Here is a 24,457-nt window from a genome sequence, read left to right as displayed (position 1 = left end):
CCTTTCGCTTGTCGAATGCACTCCGCAGCACAGAGCGCGGAGGCGCCACCGAGGCAGCCGTCATGATGAGCCGACCGATTTCGCACGGACATACTCCTCGACCAGATCAGCGGCGACCACCGCACTCTCGTAGGGCTTGGTCATCCGAGACGCGACATCGCGGGCTGCCGCCGCATACTCGGGTGCCAGAATGCGGCGCAGGTCTTCGAGCAGCGACTCCTCGGTCGTGCTCGAGAACAGCCTCGTGAACCCCACGCCGAGCTTCTTCATCTGCCGGCCCCAGAGCGCCTGGTTGAGGTCCATCGACAAAATCAGCGCGGGTACCCCCGCGCGCAGACTCGCGGCGGTGGTACCAGCCCCGCCGTGGTGCACCACGGCGCCGCAGACCGGGAAAATGGCCGCGAAGTTCACCACACCCACGACCTTGACATGCTCGAACTGCGGCAGATCGCCGAAATCGCCGCCCGCGGTACCGATCAGGGCGCGCTGCCCCAGCCGCTCACAGGTCGACGCGATCATCGTGATCGTCTCGGCAGGCGACGTCAGCGGCATGCTGCCGAACCCGAAGAAGACGGGCGGAGCACCCGCCGCGATCCACGACAGGACCTCCTCGTCGGAGTCGGTGGCGAGCTCAAGCGCGAGCGTCCCGACGAACGGCCTGCGCGCGGGGCGTTGTGCATTCCACTGCGACCATTCGTCGGCCAGCCCCGAAAAGCACACCTCGTCATAGCCCTGGATTTCCAGCGCACCGCGCCTGGCGATGCGCACCTGCCAAGGGGTGTTGACCTTCTTCAGCCCCAGTCGGCGTCGCTGGGCATCCTCAGTTCGCTTCGCCCCCAGATAGGAAAGCCATTCGAACGTCATCATCGCGGGCGCTCCCAGCGCCGCCGGCAGGAACGGCATCAGATGCCGGTTGGGACGAAAGGGGAACCAGTGCAGTGTCGCCAGCGGAATGTCGTGGTACTCGGCGACATTGGCGGCTGTCTCTTCGAAGTTCATCCCGGTGAGCAGCAGGTCGGCTCCCTGCGCGAGCGAGCACAACCGGTCGCTGATCTGTGGCCGGGCCTTCATCAGAGGATCGGAGACCTCTCGCCACATCCGGCCCAACTTCGGAATTCGCCACGGCTGGCGGAAGAACGACGACCAGTAGTCCCGGTACGCGTCGCTGAACGGATGCCAGTGCGGCCCGTATGCGACCGCGTTCAAACCGGCCGACGCCGTGAACTCGACCAGGTCCGGCGGAACGGCGATCTGGACATCGTGCCCGCGATACGTCAGCTCACGGGCAACAGCTGCCACCGGCTCGATCTCGCCGCGGCTCCCCCAGCTTGCCAGCACTACTCTCATCGCGAAGACGTCGTCCCCTTCAATCCCCGGCCACGCAGCCACGCAGGCGAAGGCCTCCGGCCCAGCACCTGCGGCCGGTACCGAACGTGCATATACGTGGCGGACGACGCCGGAAGTCCCCCCTCAAGAGTCAAACCCATGTCCGCTCGGCGTCAGGCCGTGTCCGCGCCGGGTTCCTCGAGGTACCACGGATTGGCGCGTGCCCAGTCGATGGTTCTGCGGAGCCCTTCCTCGAGGTCGACCTGCAACCGCCAACCCAGAACGCGCTGCGCCTTCGTGGAATCGGGGACGCGGCGCGGGATGTCCTCGTAGCGCGCACCGTAGCTCTGCGCGGTGTCGAAGGCCGCGGTGCTCGACACCGAATCCACATTGGCGATCTTGATCGCCAGATCGACGGCGTCGCGCATCGAGGTCTCGGTCATGCTGCCGATGTTGAAGACCTCGCCGATCGCCGCATCGCTGTCGGCGGCGAGCAGTGTGCCGGCGATCGCATCGTCGACGTAGGTGAAACACCGGGTCTGGTCGCCGGAATCGTAGAGCAACGGTTCACGGCCGTTGAGGATCCGGTGGATGCTCTTGGAGATCACGAAGATCGGGTTCTGGCGCGGCCCATACACGTTGAAGAAGCGCACGACGGTCACCGGCAACCCGTAGGCGTCGTGCATGCCGAACACCATGTGCTCGGCCATCGCCTTGCTGGTGCTGTAGCTCCACCGGGCGGTCCTGGTCGAACCCAGCACACGGTCGTCGTCCTCGGCCCAGGGCGTGTTCGGATTCTTCCCGAACACCTCGGAGGTGCTGGTGAAGACCAGCCGGGCGCCGTGCTTGTGGCACAACTCAAGGACGTTGCGGGTGCCGATCACGCTGACATCGACGACACGCAGCGGGTTCTCGACGTACTTGTTGACACCGACCACCGAGGCCAGGTGGAACACCGTGTCGACATCAGGTGTGATCGCCGCGGCGAGTGCTTGCGGATCGGTCACATCCCCTTGAACGAAGCGGAACCCGGGGTGCCCGTCGAAGCCGAGGCTGGTGTCGCGGGTGTTCTTCGCGTAGTCGAAGACTGTGACCGAGTCTCCGCGCTTGAGCAACGCGGTGACCAGGTGGGTACCGACGAAACCGTAGCCGCCCGTGACGACGACGTTGGACATGCTTTCTCTTTCCGTTCGCAGAGGGTGCCGCGTCAGCGGCCGATCCCCTTGTAGATGAAACCGGCCGCGCGCACCGCTGCTGGGTCGAAGCTGTTGCGGCCGTCGAGGAACACACACTTCGGTGAGGTCAGCTCGGCGAGCCGCGTCAGCGGAATACGGTGGAACTCGCGGTGTCCGGCAAGGACGACCAGCGCGTCGGCATCCTTGACCGTCGACTCGATGTCAGGGGTCATCGGGATGCTGGTCACCGACAACGCTTCCTCGTCCGCCACCCACGGATCGTGGATCGACAGGTCGCAGTCCGACTCCTCGAGCAGCGAGACGATGTACTTCGTCGGAGTGAGCCGGCAGTCGCCGGTGTTGTTCTTGAACGCGATTCCCAGTACCGCGACCTTGCTCTGCGCCACGGTCTTGCCCTGGTCGGCGAGAAGCTGTTCGAGCAGGCTGTAGGTATAGCCGGGCATGGTGTCGTTGACGGTCCGCGAGGTGCGCGGGATCGACAGGTCCAGGCCGAGCGACTGTCCCAGGTGGTTGACGAACCACGGATCCTTGGTCAGGCAGTACCCGCCGACCCCCATGCTCGGGCGCAGGATGTTGACCGGGCTGCCGCCCTTGGGCATCGTGTTGGCCGCGTCGATGACCTGCAGCGCGTCCATCCCGAGCTTGTCGCAGATCTTCGCGAGTTCGTTGGCCAGGGCGACGTTCAGATCGACCCAGACGTTGTCGGCGAGCTTGACCATCTCGGCGGTACGCGGGTCCTCGACGATGACGGATTCCACCCCGAGGGCGTGACGCCACAACGTCGCGCAGGCGCGGGCACTGCACTCGTCCACCGCACCGACGACCACCGGAATCGAGGTCAGCTCGTGGATCGCCTGGCCTTCGGCGAGCCGTTCGGGGCAGAACGCGAGCCCGAAGTCGACACCGGCGCGCAGACCTGAGGTTTCTTCGAGGATCGGACGGACGAGAGTCTCGGTGGTGTCCGGGGGCACTGTGCTCTTGAGGATCACCACGTGGCCGGGCTGCAGGTGCTCACCGAGGGCGCGTGCCGCCGCCTTGATGTCGTCGACGATGGGTTCGTAGTCGGGACCCAGCGGGGTGCCGACGTTCACGATGACGAAATCGTTGTCGGCGATCGCGCTGAAATCCGTTGTGGCGCGCAACCGGCCGATCCGCACGGTGTTGGCCACCATCTCGCTGAGCCCGGGCTCGGCGACCGCCGTCCTGCCCATGTTGATGTCGTCGACGACGCTCTGCCGGACATCGATCCCGGTCACCGGCCAACCGCGGTCGGCGAGCACGGCACCGATCACGGTGCCGATATAGCCGAACCCGACGACGGCGATCCCCGACCGCATGCCGCGCACCAGCAGATCGATCTCGGCGTCGCTGCGTCCGAACGCGCCCCTAGCCATGCGGTACCAAGCCTTTCCGGTGCCTTCCAGTGCCGTTCGGTGCCCTTCAGCCCCTCCCGCGAGGTTCGGCTACCGGCGGCAGTCTAACTAACGGATGCGTCAATGGTCTCGGAATGAGATTTTTGGCGAAGATCCCGGCCCGCGGTGCGCACGCCGAGGAACGGACCGGGCCGCCGCGTGCCTTTTGTCCGATCGAGTTCGCTCAGACAGCCGCCGGCGCAGACTCGTGCTGCTACTCTGCGCCCGTGCAATGGCGTCAGAAAAATGAAGAGCAGGCTCCCGGTCGCACGAACCTGGCATTGAGGCGTGAGGGACCCGCCTACAAGCCCGGCGAAATGGACATGAAAGCCCTCGGGCGTATCGCGGTGAATACGCTCAAATCACTGCGCCGTGTGACGAATTCCGCGGTGTCCATATTCCTCTACCAACCCAAAGGGACCGAAGGCGAGGAGTACCACAAGTGGTACTACAACACCTTCGTCTGGAACAAGACGACCTGGCTCGGTATCGAATGCTGGAAGTCGGTCGCCGACATGTGGAACTACCAGGAAATCCTGGTCGACCTGAAGCCTTCGCTGATCATCGAATTCGGTTCCAACCGCGGTGGATCGGCGTTGTTCTTCGCCCATGTCATGCAGCGTGTGGGGATACCGTTCAAGGTGCTCTCGGTGGACATCAGCCACCAGCGCCTCGACCCCGCGGCCAAGAACGACCCCGACATCCTGTTCGTCGAGTCGTCATCGATCGAACCGGCGATCGCCGAGCAGATCAAGCAACTCAAAGAGGAATATCCGGGCCGCATTTTCGCCATTCTGGACAGCGATCATTCGAAAGATCATGTGCTGGCGGAGATGAAGTTGCTGCGTCCGTTGCTTTCCCCGGGTGACTATCTCCTGGTCGAAGATTCGTGCGTCAACGGCCATCCCGTTCTGCCCGGGTGGGGCCCAGGGCCTTTTGAGGCCATCAAGGCATACGAACAGGAGTTCCCGGACGATTACACCCACGACGCGGAACGTGAGGACAAATTCGGATTCACGTTCGCAACGAACGGTTTCATGATCCGGAACTGACCCCTCGGTGCGGCTCGGCAAACCCGGGGCACGTCCCCGGGAGCCGAGATCGTCAGAGAGTGCTCGCCAGCTTCGCGAAGTCCTCGACGTGATCGGCCGCCGCGGCCGCACTCTGAGCAGGGGTCGTCATCCGCGCAGCGATCCCGCGAGCCCGCTCCAGATACTCGGGGGCGAGGATCCGGCGCAGGTCGGCCATCAGGGTCCTCGGGGTCGTGGTCGAGAATCTCCGGCCGGCCCCGACCTTCAGGCGCTTCAACTGTGCGGCGAAGAACGGCTGATCCGGCAACGTCCACAGGACCAGTTGGGGCACACCTGCACGCAGGCAGGCGGCCAGCGTGCCCGAGCCGCCGTGGTGCACCACCGCCCGGCAGAGCGGGAAGATCGTCGCGTAGTTGACCTGGCCCACCACCTTGACGTGGTCGAACTGCGGTAACGCGCCGAAATCGGTTCCACCGGCCCCCACTACGGCGCGGTGCCCCAATTGCCGGCACGCGTCGGCGATCATCGTGATCGTGTCGGCGGGTGAGCCCAGCGGAACGCTGCCGAATCCGAAGAAGATCGGCGGCGTTCCGTCCGCGATCCACGAGGCGACGTCGTCGTCGGCGTCGGTGGGCGAGGCCATCGCCAGCGCGCCGACGAACGGACGCTTCGCAGGATGCTGTCGATTCCACTTGTCCCACTCGGCTTCCAGGCCGGGGAAACACAGCACGTCATAAGCCTGGATCTGCAGCGAACCACGGTCCGCGATGCGCCGCGGCGCAGACGCGCGCGCGGGGCCCAGTCCGATCTCCCGGCGCTGCGCGTCCTCGGCGCCGCGCGTCCCCCGCCACGCCGCCCAGTCGTTGCCCGCCATGAGCAGCCGGCTCAGCGGAGCAGGCAGGAACGGCAGCAGTTGGCCGTGTGGCCGGCACGGGAAGTACTGCAGCAGCGCCAACGGAATATCGTGCGCTTCTGCGACATTGGCGGCGGGCTGCTCGAAGATCAACCCGGTGAGCAGCAGGTCGGCGCCCGCGGATATCTGATGCAGCGTGCTGGTCATCTCGGCCCAGCATTCGGCCGCGAACTGTTCGGTCTCGCGCGCCATCCGGCTGATCTCGCGGAGCTTCCACGGCGTCCGGGAGTAACAGGTGAAGTATTCGCGCTGCAGTTCGAGGATGGGGCCCGAGTCCAGGCCGTAGCCGACGGCCGGCAGTCCCGCGGCCTCGGCGAAGCCCACCAGGTTGGGCGGGACCGCGATCAGCACATCGTGGCCGCGACGCAGGAGTTCGCGGCCGACGACGACCGCGGGTTCGATGTCCCCGCGACCGCCGTAGCTCGACAGCACAAGGTTCTTCGGGGAGTTCATCTGGACTTGCCGGCCTTTCGTTCGTCGCAGTGCCCGACGGACAGTCCGGCCATTATCGCTTCATTTTGACGCATGAGTAAGCGTTCCGGCGATGTGCCCGCCGCAACGTTGATACGATCCCGAATCGCCCAGGTGGTACACCATTTCGGGCCGACACGCGGAGGAGCACGACTTGGCTGAGGGCGATCTGGACGCTCATCTCGCAGAACGCGTGTCGTGGGACGTCATCGTCATCGGCGCAGGTATGGGCGGCGGCGTGCTGGGACATCGACTGGCACGGTCGGGGCGCAAGGTGCTCTTCGTGGAGAAGGGGCGGTCCACTCTGCCCGGAACACCGGGAACGATCCGGGGGGCCGTCGCCGAGCTCGCGGAACCCGAGGCCGCCCGGACACACACCGCCTACTACGACGCGCTGGCCCGGTCCGGGCGCACCACCGACGAGATCGAGGACATAAGCGGCCGTTTCGCGAAGCGCTTCACACCGTTCATCGGCAGCGGCACCGGCGGATCCTCGGCGCTCTACGGCATGGTGTGCGAGCGCTTCTTCGCGTCGGACTTCACGCCGCGGCAGAACTTCACCGACCCCGGCGACTCTTCGGTACCCGAGGCCTGGCCGGTCGATTACCAAGCGATGGCGCCGTGGTACGCGCAGGCCGAGAGACTGCTCGGGGTGCGCGGTCAGCCCGATCCCCTCCGGCCTGAGGCCGCATCCGTGGGTTTACCTGCCGCACCGCCGTTTTCGGCCGACAACCAGCCCCTGGTCGACCATCTGCGGGATCGGGGTCTGCACCCGTACCACCTTCCGATGGCCTGCGACTACACAGACGGTTGCACGACGTGTCAGACCTATCTCTGCGACCGGGGATGCAAGAACGACGCCGCGGGCAACTGCATACTGCCCGCCGTCACCGAACACGGCGCCGCGCTGTTGAGCGAGTGCCGAGTCCTGCGACTGGACGCCGATCACCGGCGGGTGCAGGCGGTGATCTGCGAGCACCGGGGTGAGGTCCTGACCCTGAAGGCGGGGCTGGTGGTGCTTGCGGCCGGGGCGCTGGCCACGCCGACTCTGCTGCTCAACTCCCGCTCGGGTGACTGGCCCCGCGGGCTGGCCAACGGCTCGGACTACGTGGGGCGCAATCTGATGCGGCACCTGCTCGATCCCGTAGAGATCTGGCCGCACGCCGACTCGGCCATCACCGCCGCCAACAAGGAGATCGGGCTCAACGACTTCTATCTGTTCGACGGCCAGAAGTACGGCACCGTCCAGTCATTCGGCGCGATACCGCCGATGGAGTGGCTGATCAACCGGCCGGGCACTCGGGGCCGGGCGCTACGCGCGATATCGCCGTTGGTGCGTCAGGTGTACAACCGGTTCTTCACCGGCGGGCTGGTGCTGGCCGCGATGATGGAGGACCTCCCCTATCTCGACAATCGGGTCACGCCGAGTCCGAACCCCGGTTCCGACGGCCGCCAGCGGATGCGCATCCAGTACCGCCTGCACGCGGGCGAGATCGAACGCCACAAGGCGTTCATGCGTCTGTTCGCCGATATGCTCACACCGTTTCGCACCCGTCGACTGGGAAACGGCAGAGACAATGCCAATCTGGGTCACGTATGCGGGACATGCCGGTTCGGGACCGATCCCGCCACGAGTGTTCTCGACGCGCAGAACAGGGCGCACGAGGTCGACAACCTCTACGTCGTCGACACGTCGTTCTTCCCGTCCAGCGCGGGCCTCAACCCGAGCCTGACCGTTGCCGCCAACGCGTTGCGCGTGGCTGCGCACATCGACGACGTCCACTTCGCGAACTGATCGCGCCGCGGCGCACTCGGGCGCCCGCGATCAGCTGGGCTGGCGGACGGGAAGCCCTGCCGCGCGATAGATGTCGTCGATCAAACTCATGTTCTCCACCGCCTCCTGCGGCGTATTCCGCACCGGTCCGCCACGCAGCACCGCGGATGCGAACGCGTCCAACTGATAGGCGTAGGTCGCGCGCCGTGGAAACCGCTCCACTCGTTTGCGCCCGTTCGATCGGATCGAGAGCCGGGGCAGAAGGTGGGGTGCGGCCGGGCTGAACACGTTGATCTCGCCGTGCTCACCGATGATCTTGGCGCGCGCCCGGAACAGGTCCGACGACCACAGCGCGCATTTGAGCCTGCCGGTGTGCCCTTCGGCGTACTGCACTTCGGCGGTCATCGCCGCGTCCACCCGGGGGTCACGCAACTTCGCCTGGGCGGAGACCACTTTCGGTGTCGAACCCCCGAAAGTCCGGGCCATGTTGGCCACATAGCTGCCGGCATCCATCATCGCTCCGCCGGCCATCGAGTAGTTGTAGCAGTTGGCGCTGAACGGCAGGAGCATCACACACAGCGTGATGTCGACGCGTTCGAGTCTGCCTAACTCCCCTGATGCGAGTATCTCTTCGACCCGCAGCGTCAACGGGTGGTGGCGGAACTGGATCGCCTCCATCACCACCCGGTCCGACGTCGCGGCGAGTTCGGCCACTTCCCGGGCCTCATCGCCGTTGGCGGTGAACGGTTTCTCGCACAGCACATGCTTATCCGCGTCCAGCGCCGCGCGCGTCCACCGCCCGTGCATGCTGGTGGGCACCAGGACATAGATCGCGTCCAGTTCGGGATCGTCGATCAGCGCCTCGTAGCTACCGTGGGCACGGGCGATTCCGTGCGTGGCGGCGAATTCCTCGGCACTCGCGTCGTCCCGGGCTCCGACCGCCGCGACCACAACATCGGGGTTGTCCTTGGCCGGGTTGAGCATTGTGGTCGGCGCGTAGCTGGATGCGCCGAGAACACCGATGCGCACCGGCCCCAAGCTGTCAGGCATGGATCTGACGCTAGCAGTTCACCGGCACTGTCGGCCGATCTTCGCCAACGCCAAAGTGCAAGGGAGATCACACTCTCCGTGTGGCGGACGTACCATCGCCGACATGGATCTGTTCGTCCGCGACACAGGTCCGCTGCAGGCGCCCGCCGTGGTCTTTCTGCACGGCGGACGGGTGAGCGGTTGGTCCTGGGAGCCGGTGATCGCCAGATTGCCCGGATACCGTTGCGTTGCCCCGGACCTGCCACAGTTCGGGAAAAGCGTTGCGCTGGGGCCGTTCCGGATCGATCGTGCCGCAGAGGCCGTCGCGACGTCGATCCGGTCCCGATTCGGCACAGCAGGCGTGCACCTCGTCGGATACTCCCTCGGGGCGCAGGTCGGGATCGACCTACTTGCCAGAGAGCCGGCGCTGTTCGCCAGCGCGGTGCTGTGCGGGACCTTCGTCAACACTCTTCCATTGGTGCAGCCCTCTGCGCGGTTCGTGGGTGCGCTGGCCCGCACGGCCTGGTCCCGGCGGCTGGTCTCCTACTTGTGGAACGCCCGCCCCCTGGAGGTCGCGGCGAACAGGACGGCAGACTACCGCGAGGACATGCGGTTGGCCCTCAGTGAAGATGCCGCCCAGATCGTCTCCGCATCAGCCGGCTTCACGGTGCCGGACGGTCTCGAAACATCGGAGGTGCCGGCGCTGTTCATCACCGGCGCCGGAGAACCCTGGCCCGCTCATCGCAGTGCGGGCGAACTCGCCCGCAGGATGCCGCGTGGAGTCAACGCCGTCGCCGCCGGTATGCGCCACGACTGGCCGCTGCGGTATCCGGAACTGTTCAGCCGCACCCTGCGGTGCTGGCTCACGAATGCCGATCTCCCGAGTCAGATCGCCGTCCGTTGACGCGCCGTCCTGCATTCACGTCGGCCGGCGTGGCGACAGACCCGCGACGCGGTAGATGTCGTCGATCACCGCCATGTTCTCGATCGCGTCCTGCGGGGTCGTCTTGACGGGTTCGCCGTGCAGGACCGCGGCGACGAACGCGTCGAGTTGGTAGGCATACGACGTGCGCCGCGGGAAACGTTCGGTCCGCACACCTTCGCCGGACCGGACGGTGAGCCGGTGAAACAGGTGCGGCAGCACCGGATTGATCACCCGAAGCTGCCCACGGTCGCCGGCCACCGTGGCGCTCACCCGCAGCAGCGAGGCCGACCACATCGAACAGCTCATCGAACCTGTATGACCGTCCGCGAAGTGCACCGTGGCGGTCATCGCGCGGTCCACCTCCGCGGCGCGCAGTTTGGCCTGGGCAGCCACGACTTTGGGAGTAGATCCACCGAGTGTCCGCAACATGTGTATCGCGTAGCAACCGGCGTCCATGGTGGCACCACCGGCAAGTGCGAAGTCGTAGCGGATATCGGAGAACTTCGGTAGCGGAAAGCAGAACGCCGCGTCTACCCGCCGCAGGGTGCCGAGTTCGCCCGAAGCGACGATCTCCTCGGCCCGCAGCATCAACGGGTGGTAGCGATGATGGAACGCTTCCATGACGACCAGACCCGAACGCGCCGCCAGTTCCGCGACTTCACGTGCCTCGTCAGCGTTCGCCGCGAACGGCTTCTCACACAGCACATGCTTGCCCGCGGCGATCGCGTGCCGAGTCCACCTGCCGTGCAGACCGTTCGGTAGCGGGTTGTAGACGGCATCGATGTCCGGGTCGGCGATCAGCGCTTCGTAGCTGCGATGCACCCGTGCCACGCCGTGCTTGGCGGCGAAGGCTTCCGCGCGGGACACGTCCCGCGCGGCGATCGCCGCCACCACCACGTCGGCGTTGTCCCGGGCCGGGTCGATGAGCGCCTGGGGAGCGATGTTGGCCGCACCCAGAATCCCGATCCGCAACCCGGGGGCGCGCTCAGACACCAGCGCGGCCGACCGGGCCGACGGTCGTCACTTGCGCCAAAACACGCCCGTGCCGTCGATGTCGACGATCTCAGCGGTGATGCCGTGCTTGGTGCGGTAGTCGGTGACCGCCATCTCGCACGCCTTCACGGCGCGGTAGTCGTCGACGATGCAGAAGCCGCCGGGCGACAACCTCGGATACAGTGCGTCGAGCGCCTGGATCGTCGACTCGTACAGGTCCCCGTCGAGGCGCAGCACCGCGATACTCTCGATCGGCGCGTCGGCAAGGGTGTCCTTGAACCAGCCGGGCAGGAAGCGGACCTGGTCGTCGAGCAGGCCGTAACGCTCAAAGTTCGCCTTCACCTCATCCTCGGACACCCCGAGGATGCCCGCGGCGAAATCGGCTCGGATTCCCTTGTCCGCCTTGTAGTTGTCAGGATCCGATCGAGGAACGCCCTGGAAGGAATCGGCCAGCCACACGCGCCGCGTGTCATCCCCGTAGGCCGCCAGCACTCCACGCATCAGGATGCACGCGCCGCCGCGCCATACGCCGCATTCGATCAGGTCGCCCGGCACATCCTCTTTGAGGACCGTCTCGACACATTCCTGCAGATTGGTCAGACGCTTCATGCCGATCATGGTCTCGGCCTCGGCCGGCCAGTCCAGGCCGAGTTCGCGCTTGTTCTCCGTGAAGGGGCTCAGTCCCAGACGCAGCGGGCTGAGCGTGTTGACGGCCTTGTAGAGAACTTTGCGTCGCAGGGGCCACTTCGAGGGGACGCGCTCTCGCATCCCGTAACGGGTGAGGTTGCGCCGCAATAGATCTAGATAGAGCGGTTGAACGCCGTTGTCGGTCACAGTCAAGAAGCTGCCCAATCTCGTGTACCTACTCCCCCTCCGCGGCAGAGTCTAGACATCCTTGAACTGCGCGATTCGGACTTTTCGAGAAAACGTTCCACACATTACTTGCCAGCAAGCCGACTATTGGGCGTGATTCAAGTATCAGTGCAGCTAGATGCGTTGCAGATATGTTTCCAGTGAATTAACGCGAAGGTTAGATATGTGCCGCTCAGGCCGCGGGGGTCAGCGCTCCGCGGCGGCGCGGTAACCACGCGCGGCCAGCGGCAGGATCACCGCGGTCAGCGCGATGGCCCACAACGACGCAACCGCGATCGGCCCCACCGCGGACTCGCCCTGCGCCAGCGCCCGCATCGCACCGATCGTCGCCGCCATCGGCTGGAATTGGATCAACGGCTGCACCGCCGACGGAAGCAGTTCCGGCGGAGGGGAACCCGAGCTGGCGAAGACCGCGCTGATCGCCGGAATCACCAACCACATCAGAACAGCACCCTTGGTTGTGCGCACCGCGATCGCGATCAGCGCCGCCGCGAAGATGACGCCGACGACCACCGGGATCAACAGGTACACGATCAGATCGAGCCACCCACCCTTGAACCTCAGGCCCAAACCGACCCCGACGGCAGTGATCAGCGCGGAGGCCACGAGCGTGCGCGCGGCTTCCGCCAGGAGCCGGCCCCCGAGCGCGCTGTACCGGTGCACCGGCAAGGTCCACAGGCGGCCGAGCAATCCGTACTCGCGTTCGATCCGGACACTGAGGCTGGCCGCCAGCGCCCCGAACATCGCACCGGCGACGGCGCACGTGGGCACCAGCCCGTAGAGGCTGTCGACGCCCGTGACGTTCATGACCGACTCACCGACCAGCAGGTAGTAGGTGATCAACAGGAACGTCGGGAACAGCAGAGCCTGGACCGGGACGGTGGGCTGCCGCCTCCAGTGGGTGAACAGCCTTCCGGCGAACAGGGCACTCTCCGTCAGCAGGGAGCCGCGCCGGATCATCGGCGCCGTCATCGCTGCCGCCTCTGGACCCGCACCGCGAGGGCGCCGAACACCAGCAGCAGTCCGACACACCACGCCGTGCTGATCCGAAGATTGTCGGCGACGACCTGGCCGCCGGCGAAGCCGCGCAGCGTGTCGGTCACCTGAGATACCGGCTGGTAGTGCACGAACGGGTGGAGCCAGTCGGGAAAGGACTCGAGCGGCGCCATTCCTGTGGACAGCATGATCAACAGCAACTGCGGGACCAGGAGTATCTGGCTGGATGTGCCGCTTCTGCCGATCTCGGATCTGGCCAACCCGGCGCCGACGGCATCGGCGCCCAACGACAACGCCAATGTGAACGCCAGGACCAGCACGACGAACGCGACCATGTGCCCGATCCCGCCGAAGATCCGGAATCCGAACAGATACCCGGCCGAGACCGCGACGATCAGCACGATCGAGCCGAGGAACAGGCAGTACACCATCCGCGCGACCAGTGGCGCCGCCGTCGAGATGGGCAGCGTGCGAAGGCGAACGCCGAATTCGGACTGCTGGTCCACCGCCGCGCGGTCCACGGTGACCAGCGCGCTCAGCATGAGGACCTGGACGATCGTCACCGGCAGCAAGTACTGGGCGTAACTGGTCTCACCGGTGTCGATCACATGACGCAGCGCGAAATGGAACACGACGAAAAACCCGACAGGAGCCGCGATCGCGAACGGAAGATCGTCTCGCCATTGACCGAGAACCATGCGTTCGGTCAGCGCACCCAGGGCGGTCACGCGATGGCGCTGTCACTCGGCAGGGCGCCGTGGTGGGCGCCGGCGCCGCCGGCCAACGCGTCGTCGGTCAGGTGCAGGAACGCCTCATCCAGGGACGGCCTGCGCAGCGAGATGTCGGCCAACTCCACGCCGAGTCGATCGACCCGGCGGAACACCTCACCGAGTGTCGCCACGCCGTCCGGCGCCAGCACCGACACCGTGTTCGCCTCGACGTCGACCTCGGGACCGTCCAGGTCGGCAACGGCATCGGAGATCCTGGCCAGGTCGGCCGGATCGACCGGGCTGACGGTGCAATAGCTGTAACCCACGCGGTGTTTGAGGTCTTCGGCGGTGCCGGTGGCGATGACCTGTCCGTGGTCGATCACGACCACCGAATCGCTGAGCAGGTCCGCCTCTTCCAGATACTGGGTGGTGAGCAGCACCGTGACACCCTGAGTCTTCAACGCCGACACCAGGTCCCACACGGCGCGCCGGCTGCGCGGATCCAGGCCGGTGGTCGGTTCGTCGAGATAGAGCACTTTCGGCGCAACGACGAGCGCGGCGGCGATGTCGATGCGGCGCTGCATGCCCACGGAATAGTTGATCACCCGGCGGTCGGCGGCGTGAGCCATGTCGAACTGATCGATCAACTCGTCAGCCCTGCGCCGTGCGGCCTTCCGCCGCAGGCCCCGCAGACGCCCGAACAGGACGAGGTTCTCCCGCCCGGTGAGCTGCCAGTCGAGTGCCGCCATCTGGCCTGTGGTGCCGATGCTCTCGCGCACTTTCCCCGGCTGACGGACCACGTCGTAGCCGGCGACCACTGCGCGGCCCGACGTCGGCCGCAACAACGTCGACAGGATCTTGATCGTGGTCGTCTTGCCCGCCCCGTTGTGACCGAGTACCGCGCAGACCGTGCCGGTCGGGACGGCGAAGCTGACGTCCCGCAACGCATGGATGGAGGCGCCGAAGGTCTTCGCCACACCGTCTAGCTCGATCACGAGAGCCGATGATAGGCGGGTTCGAGGGCGCTCGAACCGTAAATTGACGCATGCGACATAGTTGTGGCGATACTCTCCCCCGCCGTCAGCGCGCACCCCACCCGAGGACGAACTTCTCGACCTCATCGGCGGCCGCGGCCGCGCTGTCGGCGGGTGTGTTCATGCGCTCGGCGATCTCGCGGGCGCGGACCTGGTACTCCCGGCCCAGGATGGTGCGCAGGTCCGCCACCAGAGTCTTCTCCGTGGTGCTCGAAAAGCGCCGGGAAGCACCGACTTTGAGTCGTTTGATGGCAGCTCCCCAGACGACCTGGACATCGGCCATCCACAAGATCAGCGTCGGGACGCCGGCACGCAGGCTGGCCGCTGTCGTGCCCGCACCGCCATGATGGACCACGGCGCGGCACGCCGGGAACACGGTGGCGAAGTTCACCGAGCCGACGACCTTGACATGTTCGTAGCCGGGAACGTCGGCGAAATCGCTCCACCCCGCGCCGATCAGCGCCCGCTCGCCCAACCGCGCACAGGCCGACGCGATCATCTCGACGGTCGCGGCCGGGGACTCCACCGGGATGCTGCCGAACCCGAAGAAGATCGGTGGTGTGCCGCCAGCGATCCACGCCATGACGTCGTCGTCGGCAGCGGTCGGCGACTCCAGCGTCAAGGTTCCGACGAACGGCCTCAGGTCGCGCACCCCCGCCCATTCGGTGGCCAGCCCGGGAAAGCAGATGTCGTCGTAGGCCTGGATCTCCAGTCCGCGCCGGTCGGTGATACGCCGTGGCGCTGGACCGGGCGACGGCGGGAGCCCGAGTTCGCGACGCTGCGCATCCTCGACGTTCCTGACCCCACGCCACACCAGCCAGTCGTAGCTTCTCATCGCGGCCCGCACCAGCGGGGCGGGCACTGCCGTCACGACGTGCCCGTTGACCCGGATCGGGAACCACAACACCGTCGCCAGCGGTATCGCCCGGAACTCGGCGACGTTGCAAGCCAATTCCTGATAGCTGACCCCGGTGACGAGCAGGTCCGCTCCGTCGGTGAGCGCGGCCAGCGTGGTGCTCATCTCCGCCCACGCGCGGGTGCCGGGTTCACGGGATTCCGCGAGCAGTTTCTTGAGCTCGGGGAGACGCCAGAAGTTGCGGAAGAAGCGGGCCCAGAAATTGCGTGTCGACTCCAGCCAGGCCTGGTTGTCCGGTCCGTACCCGACCGCCTCCAGTCCCGCGGACTCGGCGAACCCGAGCAGGTCCGGCGGCACGGCCAGACACACCTGGTGATTCCGGCGCGCGAGCTCACGGCCGAGCGCGATGCCGGGCTCGACATCGCCGCGGGTGCCGTAGAACGCCAGCACCACCCTCATCGGGCGACTCCCCCGATCACGCCGCGTCCCACGCCCTATGCCCAGGTACCCCGGCGCCGGTGTGCCAGCGCGAGCACCTCCAGGGCGACCCTCACCAACGGCGGGGGCATCAGGCGATTGAGGTTCAGATAACGGCGCGAGTCGTCCACAGCGGTGCGGAACCCCCGCTCGGTCGTCTGGTACTCCTCGAAGACGCGGTCGAGAACGCCCTGCTCCCAGGGTTCGTCGCGACCCGCCGCGGCGAGCTGCCGGTAGACCGTGGTGACCCAGTCGGTGCCGAACGGCTCGGTGATGGGTCCGGTGTGCCGGTGATGGCGCAGCCCCGGTGACAGGAACCCGTCGATCGCGGCCTCGTCGGGGCTGTCGAGGTCGACGCCGAGCGCGGTCCCGATCCGCTTCACCTCACGACGCCAGTCCTCGAGCAGGTTCGCGAACTCCACGATCACGCGCGGCACGTCGCGGGTGTCCCGTTCGGCGAGCAACGTGTACTTCAGCCACCAGGCGCTGCCGAGTTCCAGTGACGACCTGACGTAGTTCTGCCGGTTCGCGCGCTCTTCGATCGACGCGGAGGCCTCCGCGGGATGGCGCATCGCCACCACGGCCGCGGGGTCGAATCCCGCCCGCCGGGCGCCCTCGAACCACAGCTCGATCAACGCGGTGATCTTGGGTTCCTTGATGACCACCAGTCGCGCCGGCGGCAGCGCTTGGAAGTAGGAGCGAATCTTGGCGATCGACGCCTCGTCCGCGGCGGTCGACGATCGACTTTGCTCGGGGCGCAGAGCGAGGTCGTAGGCCGAACTCCCGCGACTGCGCAGGATCGCCTCGTTGAGATGGATCGCGGCGCGCGGCTCCCAGAAGCCGCGCGGATTGTCCTTGGTCGCCCCCAACAGCTTCGGCGGCAGCGTTGCCCCGCACAGCGACAGAACCCGTGCCAGCGCCGAGGTCCCCGACCGCCCGAACCCGAGGACGAACAGGGCGACGGGGCGGTCTGTTCCGACTTGTGGTGCGCCCGAGCGCTCTTCGTGCATGTGTTAGCTGCGTGCTTCGACGGGCCGGCGAACGCGCCGCGCGCCGCACCGTACTGCGACCATCCTGGCCGAAGAAATGAGATCGTCTCGCGCCGCGTCAGGGTGGCTCCAGTTCACGGCGACAGGATATGGACACCTCAACCGCTTCGGCAAGGAAATCGGAGAACCCGCGGCGGGCAGGCGCGGCGCCTCCGGGCAGGCCGGTTGACGGTAAAGCAAATTTTCGCTGAGACTGCTCGGTCCGGTCCGCTACTCTCACCGTGACAAACGTTCCGAGCGCACCGCGCGGGCTGTGCGACGTCGCTCCCGGCGGCCGGGCAGCGCCGCGGCCGGAGCTCATGGTCATCGGAGGCTAATCAGTGGCAGTCCGGAATCACTCCGTGCGGTCATCCGTCGACGGCGGCTCATCTGACGGCAGCGCACGCGCGGACAACCGGCTCGCGCTGCTGGATCAAGCCTTCTACGAAGGACATCGGGCGGCCGGCCAGAAAGAGGTCATGCAGGTCGGCTGGGTGTACGAGCGTCCGGTCGACCTCGAAGGGCTGACCCGGTTCCAGCAGAACCTCGCCGACGGTCTGCTCGGCCGGCTCATCGAGCGCTCCTCGCTACCGTTCGGACGGCACCGCTGGGTACGCGCACCCGGCCCGGGCCCTCTCGACATCGCCGCCCGGGCCCGGCCCCGCGGCGAACTCGGCGACTGGTTCGACGAATGCACGCAGCTCACGATCGATCCCGAGGCCGGGCCCGGCTGGCGGATCGATGTGCTTCCCCTCACCGATGGATCGACCGCGGTCAGCCTGGTGCTGTCCCACTACGTGATCGACGGGATCGGCGGTGCCGTCGCCGTCACCGAGGCTATTCTGCAACTGCCGCGCGACCTGGGCTATCCGCCACCGCGTTGCCGTACCCGCGGGCAGGCCGTGCTGCAGGACCTCCGCGAGACCGCGCAGGAGTTCCCGTCCGCGGTACGGGCTTTCACGGCGGCGATCACCGAGGCCCGCAGACGCCGGGAGGAGGACGATCGGCCGGCGACGGCGCAGGCGCCCGCCGCGCCGGCCGGGGGCACGGACCAGCCGGTCGTCGCGCCCAGCATCTGGATCCGCTTCAAACAGGACGAGTGGAACGCCAAGGCCGCCGAACTCGGTGGCACCCACAGCACTCTCGCGGCGGCGTTCACCGCGCGACTGGACGAGCGCATGGGGCGCACCCACGGCAGCGTCGGCACGATCCCGGTGCTGCTCACCGTCAACGACCGCACCTCCGGCGACGATGCCCGGGCGATCGCGGTCTCCTTCGTCCGCGTGCACATCGATCCGCACGGGCTCACGACCGATCTGCAGGGCGCCCGCGCCGCGATCAAGGACGCGCTCAAGGCCGCGCAGGAGACCCACGACCCCGCCGCGGACCTGGTGCCGCTGACGCCGTACACGCCACAGCGGATGTGGCGCCAACTCGCCGACTACGCGCGCAACGACCCCGACCAACCCGCCGTCTGCTCGAACCTCGGCGACACCGGCCCCGCGGCGATCCGGCCTGATGGGACGTTGTGCGACGCGGCATTCGCGCGGGGGGCGAGCCAGCACCTGACCCGGCGCTGGCTGGAGCGCATCGGCAGCCAGGCGCACGTCTATTACGGCACGGCCGTCGAGATGAACATGGTTACCATCTACGTGTGCGCGTTCCGCCCTGGATCGGTGGACGACAAGGCCGGCCTGCGCGAGACGGTCGCGGCGGTGACGGCTGACTTCGGGCTGTCCGGCGTGCTCGAATAGCCGAAAGTCAGTGGGCCAGTTCCTGGTCCGGCTCCTTGTCCCTGTCCGGCGCCGCGTCCCTATCCGGCGCCGCGTCCTCATCCGGAAAGACCTGCTGGACCTGCCGTGCGTGCGCGACGTCCTGTGCGCTGTAACGGATCGACAGCGCCACCAAGGCCAGCAGCACCGCAACCCCGCCCAACCACAGCACGCCGTGCGTATAGGCGTTGTCGAGGACGCCGAGTTGCACATCGGTCATGCCGGTGACAGGCCCGGTGGTACCGCCCATGCGGAGCGTGCGCAGCGTGATGACAGCCTGGATCGCCATCAGCACCGCGGGCCCGCCGACACTCTGGATCATCACGATGATCGCGGCGGTCGGGCCGATGCGGTCGGGACCGACACTGCCCACCAATGACAAACCGAGCGGCACATTGATCAGACCTATCCCGAACGCCCCCACCACGATCGGCACCACCAGACCCGGAAAGTACGGCGATGCGCTGTGCAACGTGAGGCCGCCGAACGCCAACGCTCCCAGCACGAGGCCGCAGCCGGAGATGACGACGACCCGCGGCGCGAAGCTCATCACCAGCCGAGACGACACCCCCGTCCCGACAGCCATCGCGACGGCCATCGGGATGAACCCGACGCCGGCCTGGGCGGGGCTGTGGCCCATGACGTTCTGGACGTAGAAAGCGACCACCACGGTGAGGGTGAAGCTCACGCCCGTACTGAGGAACACCGCGATGAAGCAGGCGAGGCGGTCCCGGTCGCGGAACAGGCCGAACGGCACGATGGGGTTGACCGCCGACCGTTCCACGACGACGAACGCGACGAACGCGACCACCGCCGCCAGACCCAGCGTCACCGTGATCGGCGACAGCCAGCCCATCTCCGGTCCCGTCGACAGACCGAAGACCCCGGCGGTGATCGTCACGGTGGCCAGCACCGCGCCGGCCACGTCGAGTTTCATCGGCTCCTTCAGCGACTCGGTGAGCATGCGCCGGGCGACGAAGATGACCAGGATGCCGATCGGCACATTCACCAGGAATGCGAACCGCCAGGATGCTTCGGTGAGAACCCCGCCCACCACCAGGCCCAGTATCGCACCGAGGCTTGCGAGGGTGCCGAAGACCGCGATGGCGGTGTTGCGGGCCGGCCCCTTCGGAAATGTCGTGGCCAGCAACGCGGTACAGGTCGGGGTCACGATAGCCGCGGCCACTCCGTGCAACAGCCGGGCGACGACCAGTGACTCACCGTTCCACGCGATCCCGCACAGCACCGAGGCGAACGCGAACAGCGTGACTCCGGCCAGGAAGACGCGTTTGCGGCCGAAGGTGTCGCCGAGGCGACCTCCGAGCAGGATCAGCCCGCCGAAGGTCAGCAGGTAGGCCGAGACGACCCATCCCCGCATGGCATCGGTGAGCCCGAGTTCTTCCTGAATCCTGGGGAGCGCGAAGACCGCGATCGGTCCGTCCATCGCCGCGACCAACTGCACGCCGCCGATCGCGACGACCGGTCCCAGGAACTGTCGAGACCGCAGCCAAGTCGGGAGTCTCTTCCCTGTTGCCTGCAGCGCGGGCGTTTCAGCCGGCATCGATAGTGCCCCGCTCTGCGTCGTGGAGTGCCGCCGTAGCGCCAGACTGTAGCAGTCGGGGCACCGACCGCGCGGCGGAAAATGACGCGCTCGAATATTTACAATCTGTCCAGGCCGTGTCCTGTCCGCCGCGTGACTCGCGCTGACCAGGCAGAGCGGCTCGGGATTGCCAGCGATGGGTTCAGGGTGAGGCTGTCAGCCCTTGTGGTGTGGCGGGCACCGCCTCGCAACAGTCCCCCGCTCGACGCCCGGCGCCAGCCGGTCGCCCGCCCGTCTCCGGCAAAGTCGCAGGTTGTGCTCACAAGGTGGTTCCGTCGGGAAGCGGGGGCGACCCAGAGCAGGGATCCGCCGGGAAACCTGCCGCCACGCGCACGGCGAGGCACTTGCGCGTTTGCGAAAAACCCGCCTACGGTGGCTTCAACCGTGATTGACTCTGGCGTCAAATGCTCGCAGTTGCTGTGGCGTGCCCGACGCCGTATCGCGTGAAGCCGCGGCGCACGGCCACGGCGCGCGACTCCGACCGTCTGGCCGCGCCATGACGGTGAAACCGGCAGAAAGGTGGAAGGTGGGTTCTGTGGTCGACGGCAGCTTGCCCGACGTAGACGGTCGAGCCGTCGAATCAGGGGTGGAGCCAGCGCCGTCCGACGTCGCCGTCGAGGATCGCCCAGACCATCCGACCGACCAGTTGTCCGCCGCCGCACCGCGCGAGGCCCGCAGGCCGAGGCGCGGGCTCGCCTCCGTCATGTTCACGCTCCTGCGCCGGTTGTGGATCCCGCTCGTCGTCGTGATCGTGGTCGCCGCGGGAGGTTTCACCGTGTCGCGCCTGCACGGGATCTTCGGCTCGGACGATTCGCTGACCTACGGCGACACCGCCACCGAGGAGAGCAAGCCCGTCGATCCCAAGATCATGAAATACGAGGTTTTCGGCCCGCCGGGAACCATCGCCCAGATCAGCTTCTTCAACGGCAACGGCGATCCGCAGTTCCTCGAGGCGGTGCCGTTGCCCTGGACACTGGAGTTCCCGATCACCGGTGCAGCAGGGGTGGGAAGCGTTGCGGCTCAGGGTGACAGCGACAGTCTGGGTTGCCGGATCCTGGTGGACGACGTCGTGAAGTCCGAAAAGTACGAGACGCACGAAGCCAGCACCTTCGCCGCCTGCATGTTGAAGGCCGCATGAGCAACCATCAACTGCAGAACGGCCGTCCGCTGGTGGCGCGCACGATCCAGCGGATGGCGGTCCCGATCATCCTGGCGTGGTTGGGAATCGTCGCGGCGCTGAGCATCGCCGTGCCATCCCTGGAAGAGGTCGAACAGCAGCATTCGGTCTCGCTGAACCCCGTCGACGCGCCGGCGCTGCAGGCATCCGAACGGATCAGCGACGCGTTCGATTCGACCGACGGTGGCGGCGGCGTCGTGATGATCGTGCTGGAGGGCCAGGAGCCGCTCGGCGACGAGGCACACCGCTACTACGACGAGATGATCCGCCAACTGCGGGACGATCCGAAGCACGTGCTCGCCATCCAGGACTTCTGGGGTGACCCCCTCACCCGAGGCGCGGCGCAGAGCGCGGACGGCAAAGCCGCGTACGTCCAGGTGACGCTGACCGGCGAGCCCGGCGGGGCCTCGACATCGGCGTCGGTGGCCGCGGTGCGCGACATCGTCGAGAACACTCCGGCACCGCCCAGCGTGAAGGCCTTCGTCACGGGCCCGGCCGCCATCGCCACCGATGTCGGTGAGAGCGGCAACCGGACCGTCATCCTGGTCACCCTGGTCAGCGTCGCGGTCATCTTCGTGATGCTGCTGCTGGTCTACCGGTCGGTCGTCACTGTGATCGCCTTGCTGGTGGTCGTCGGCATCCAGCTGCAGGCCGCCCGCGGCATCGTCGCGTTGCTCGGCCACAACGATCTGCTCGGACTGACCACCTTCGGTGTGAATCTCCTTGTGGCGTTGTGCATCGCCGCGGGGACCGATTACGGGATCTTCTTCATCGGCCGGTACCAGGAGGCGCGCCAGGCGGGTGAAGACCGGATCACGGCCTACTTCACGACCTACGCCGGGGTGGCGAAGGTGGTGCTGGCTTCCGGGCTGACCATCGCCGGCGCCCTCTACTGCCTGAGTTTCACGCGCCTGCCGTTGTTCAACGCGCTGGCCCTGCCGACCGCGATCGGGGTCCTGGTCGCGGTCGCGGTGGCACTGACGCTGTTCCCTGCGGTTCTGGTGCTCGGAAGCCGCTTCGGCCTGTTCGACCCGAAGCGCAACCTGCAGGTGCGCGGGTGGCGCCGGTTGGGTACCGCGATCGTGCGTTGGCCCGCACCGATTCTCGTCGCGACGATGGCCGTTACGTTGCTCGGCCTGCTGGCGTTGCCTGGATTCAAGCCCAGCTACAACGACCAGAAATACCTGCCCGAGAACATTCCGGCGAACGAAGGTATGGCGGCCGCGAAGCGGCACTTCCCGGAGTCGGCGATGATGTCGCCCGAGGTCCTGATGGTCGAGAGCGACCACGATCTGCGCAACCCGGCCGACTTCCTGGTGCTGAACAAACTCGCGAAGGCCATTCTGGCGGTCCCCGGCATCGCGAACGTCCAGGCTGTCACCCGCCCCGAGGGAATTCCGATGGCGCGCGCGACGATTCCGTACATGCTCAGCATGCAGCAGGCCGGCCAACAGCAGTACATGCAGTTCCAGAAGACGCGGATGGACGATCTCCTCCAGCAGGCGAGCATGCTCGCCGAGATGATCGGGATCATGCAGAACATGTACGGCCTGATGCAGCAGATGGTCGCGACGACCAACAACATGGTCGGCACGACGCACGAGGTTCAAGACATCACCGCCGAATTGCGGGACAACATCGCGAATTTCGAAGACATGTGGCGGCCGATCCGCAACTACCTGTACTGGGAACAGCACTGCTACAACATCCCGCTGTGCTTCTCGATCCGAAGCGTGTTCGACGTGATCGACGGCGTCGACCAGGTGTCCGAAAAGCTCGACAACATGGTCGACAACCTCGATCAGCTGACCGTGCTGCTGCCCCAGATCGTCGCGCAGTTCCCCGAGATGATCGCGATCATGTCGAGCATGCGCACGATGATGCTGAGCATGCACAGCACCATGTCGGGCATCTTCAGCCAGATGGACAGCAGTGCCGGGGAGAACCCGACCGCGATGGGCAAGGCATTCGACGCCGCCCAGAACGACGACACATTCTTCATTCCGCCGGAAGTCTTCGAGAACAAGGACTTTCAGCGGGTCATGGACATCTTCTTGTCACCGGACGGCAAATCGGTCCGGATGCTGATCCTGCAGCAGGGCGATCCGGCCTCCCCCGAAGGTATTTCGCGCGTGGCCGACATCAAGAGCGCGGCCGAGGAAGCGTTGAAGGGCACGCCGCTGGAGGGATCGAAGATCTATCTCACCGGCACCGCGGCGATCACCAAAGACCTGGTGGTGGGATCCCGGTACGATCTGCTGATCGCGGTGGTGGCCGCCATCTGCCTGATCTTCATCGTGATGCTGATCATGACGAGAAGCCTTGTCGCAGCGATGGTCATCGTCGGCACCGTGGTGGTCTCGCTCGGAGCGGCCTTCGGCGTGTCGGTCTTCGTGTGGCAGTACGTACTCGGCATCCAGATCCACTGGGCCGTCCTCGTGATGACTGTCATCACGCTGCTGGCGGTCGGATCCGACTACAACCTGTTGCTGGTCGCCCGCATCAAAGACGAACTCGGCGCAGGCATCAACACCGCGATCATCCGCGCGATGGGCGGCACCGGCAAGGTCGTCACGACCGCCGGTCTCGTGTTCGCCGCCACCATGGGATCGATGGTCGTCAGTGACCTGCGGAGTATCGGTCAGGTCGGTACGACGATCGCGCTCGGACTGCTGTTCGACACGCTGATCGTGCGCGCCTTCATGACACCGGCCATCGCGGCGCTGCTGGGCCGCTGGTTCTGGTGGCCGCAGCCGGTGCGCACCCGGCCCGAGAGCGCCTTCCTGCGGCCCACCGGCCCACGTCCGCTGGTGCGCGCCCTGTTGCAGAGCCAGGGCCAGCAGCCGAAGTGACGCGACTCGAAC

General features: G+C 66.6%; 19 protein-coding genes. 6 read left to right on the top strand and 13 right to left on the bottom strand.

The annotated features are described in order from the left end of the window. Window positions 1-60: 60 nt before the first annotated feature. The 3 genes from BST38_RS24925 to BST38_RS24915 all read right to left on the bottom strand — a co-directional run bounded on the left by BST38_RS24925 (window position 61) and on the right by BST38_RS24915 (window position 3,916). Window positions 61-1,347 carry a glycosyltransferase gene (locus BST38_RS24925; protein WP_083146177.1) on the bottom strand — a complete coding sequence of 429 codons (1,287 nt, stop codon included), beginning with the start codon at window positions 1,345-1,347 and terminating at the stop codon, window positions 61-63. 152 nt (window positions 1,348-1,499) lie between these two features. After that, window positions 1,500-2,501, bottom strand: coding sequence for an NAD-dependent epimerase/dehydratase family protein (locus BST38_RS24920; RefSeq protein WP_083146176.1), 1,002 nt, complete (start codon window positions 2,499-2,501; stop codon window positions 1,500-1,502). A 32-nt stretch (window positions 2,502-2,533) separates the two neighbouring features. Beyond that, window positions 2,534-3,916 (bottom strand): nucleotide sugar dehydrogenase, encoded by a 1,383-nt coding sequence (locus BST38_RS24915; protein WP_083146175.1) that lies wholly within the window; start codon window positions 3,914-3,916, stop codon window positions 2,534-2,536. A 341-nt stretch (window positions 3,917-4,257) separates the two neighbouring features. Here BST38_RS24915 and BST38_RS24910 point away from each other — a divergent pair, with 341 nt between their 5' ends. After that, on the top strand, window positions 4,258-4,986 hold the full coding sequence (locus BST38_RS24910) for a rhamnosyl O-methyltransferase (protein ID WP_110781945.1): 729 nt from the start codon (window positions 4,258-4,260) through the stop codon (window positions 4,984-4,986). 52 nt (window positions 4,987-5,038) lie between these two features. Here BST38_RS24910 and BST38_RS24905 read toward each other — a convergent pair whose 3' ends face one another. Beyond that, window positions 5,039-6,331, bottom strand: a complete 1,293-nt coding sequence (locus BST38_RS24905) for a glycosyltransferase (RefSeq protein ID WP_083146173.1) — start codon at window positions 6,329-6,331, stop codon at window positions 5,039-5,041. 172 nt (window positions 6,332-6,503) lie between these two features. On the opposite strand from BST38_RS24905, the gene BST38_RS24900 reads away from it, so the two are divergent. After that, complete coding sequence (locus BST38_RS24900) at window positions 6,504-8,144, top strand: GMC oxidoreductase (RefSeq protein ID WP_083146172.1); 1,641 nt, start codon at window positions 6,504-6,506, stop codon at window positions 8,142-8,144. 30 nt (window positions 8,145-8,174) lie between these two features. Here BST38_RS24900 and BST38_RS24895 read toward each other — a convergent pair whose 3' ends face one another. After that, on the bottom strand, window positions 8,175-9,173 hold the full coding sequence (locus BST38_RS24895; RefSeq protein WP_083146171.1) for a Gfo/Idh/MocA family protein: 999 nt from the start codon (window positions 9,171-9,173) through the stop codon (window positions 8,175-8,177). Window positions 9,174-9,276: 103 nt separating this feature from the next. Here BST38_RS24895 and BST38_RS24890 point away from each other — a divergent pair, with 103 nt between their 5' ends. Then, complete coding sequence (locus BST38_RS24890) at window positions 9,277-10,056, top strand: alpha/beta fold hydrolase (protein ID WP_165761654.1); 780 nt, start codon at window positions 9,277-9,279, stop codon at window positions 10,054-10,056. Between the two features lie 15 nt (window positions 10,057-10,071). Here BST38_RS24890 and BST38_RS24885 read toward each other — a convergent pair whose 3' ends face one another. The 7 genes from BST38_RS24885 to BST38_RS24860 all read right to left on the bottom strand — a co-directional run bounded on the left by BST38_RS24885 (window position 10,072) and on the right by BST38_RS24860 (window position 17,026). Next, window positions 10,072-11,070, bottom strand: coding sequence for a Gfo/Idh/MocA family protein (locus BST38_RS24885; protein WP_083146169.1), 999 nt, complete (start codon window positions 11,068-11,070; stop codon window positions 10,072-10,074). A 27-nt stretch (window positions 11,071-11,097) separates the two neighbouring features. Next, complete coding sequence (locus tag BST38_RS24880; RefSeq protein ID WP_083146199.1) at window positions 11,098-11,910, bottom strand: TylF/MycF family methyltransferase; 813 nt, start codon at window positions 11,908-11,910, stop codon at window positions 11,098-11,100. 219 nt (window positions 11,911-12,129) lie between these two features. Further along, window positions 12,130-12,915 (bottom strand): ABC transporter permease, encoded by a 786-nt coding sequence (locus BST38_RS29470; protein ID WP_165761653.1) that lies wholly within the window; start codon window positions 12,913-12,915, stop codon window positions 12,130-12,132. Then, window positions 12,912-13,667 carry an ABC transporter permease gene (locus tag BST38_RS29465; protein WP_165761652.1) on the bottom strand — a complete coding sequence of 252 codons (756 nt, stop codon included), beginning with the start codon at window positions 13,665-13,667 and terminating at the stop codon, window positions 12,912-12,914. The genes BST38_RS29470 and BST38_RS29465 overlap by 4 nt, the downstream gene beginning before the upstream one ends. Next, window positions 13,664-14,644 (bottom strand): efflux ABC transporter ATPase subunit, DrrA-related, encoded by a 981-nt coding sequence (locus BST38_RS24870; RefSeq protein ID WP_237160909.1) that lies wholly within the window; start codon window positions 14,642-14,644, stop codon window positions 13,664-13,666. Before BST38_RS24870 ends, BST38_RS29465 begins: the two co-directional genes overlap by 4 nt. Window positions 14,645-14,729: 85 nt before the next feature. Continuing rightward, a complete protein-coding gene (locus BST38_RS24865) occupies window positions 14,730-15,998 on the bottom strand; it encodes a glycosyltransferase (protein WP_083146167.1) in 1,269 nt (422 codons plus the stop codon). Between the two features lie 35 nt (window positions 15,999-16,033). Beyond that, the gene (locus tag BST38_RS24860) at window positions 16,034-17,026 is read right to left on the bottom strand and encodes a sulfotransferase family protein (protein WP_083146166.1); all 993 of its coding nucleotides are present in this window, start codon (window positions 17,024-17,026) and stop codon (window positions 16,034-16,036) included. A 380-nt stretch (window positions 17,027-17,406) separates the two neighbouring features. Here BST38_RS24860 and BST38_RS24855 point away from each other — a divergent pair, with 380 nt between their 5' ends. Continuing rightward, window positions 17,407-18,798 (top strand): hypothetical protein, encoded by a 1,392-nt coding sequence (locus BST38_RS24855; protein WP_083146165.1) that lies wholly within the window; start codon window positions 17,407-17,409, stop codon window positions 18,796-18,798. Between the two features lie 7 nt (window positions 18,799-18,805). Here the strand turns inward: BST38_RS24855 and BST38_RS24850 are convergent, their stop codons facing one another. Continuing rightward, window positions 18,806-20,377: an MFS transporter gene (locus BST38_RS24850; RefSeq protein ID WP_083146164.1), complete on the bottom strand. Its 1,572-nt coding sequence runs from the start codon at window positions 20,375-20,377 to the stop codon at window positions 18,806-18,808. Between the two features lie 754 nt (window positions 20,378-21,131). Between BST38_RS24850 and BST38_RS24845 the strand changes: the two genes are divergently transcribed. Continuing rightward, entirely contained in the window at window positions 21,132-21,554 is a 423-nt protein-coding gene (locus BST38_RS24845; protein ID WP_083146198.1) for an MmpS family transport accessory protein, read from the top strand. After that, a complete protein-coding gene (locus tag BST38_RS24840) occupies window positions 21,551-24,445 on the top strand; it encodes an MMPL/RND family transporter (RefSeq protein WP_083146163.1) in 2,895 nt (964 codons plus the stop codon). The genes BST38_RS24845 and BST38_RS24840 overlap by 4 nt, the downstream gene beginning before the upstream one ends. The last annotated feature ends 12 nt before the right edge of the window (window positions 24,446-24,457 follow it).

The sequence above is a fragment of the Mycolicibacterium parafortuitum genome, assembly GCF_002086815.1.
GTDB classification, from domain to species: domain Bacteria; phylum Actinomycetota; class Actinomycetes; order Mycobacteriales; family Mycobacteriaceae; genus Mycobacterium; species Mycobacterium parafortuitum.
This window is presented reverse-complemented; position numbering and strand designations above follow the sequence as displayed.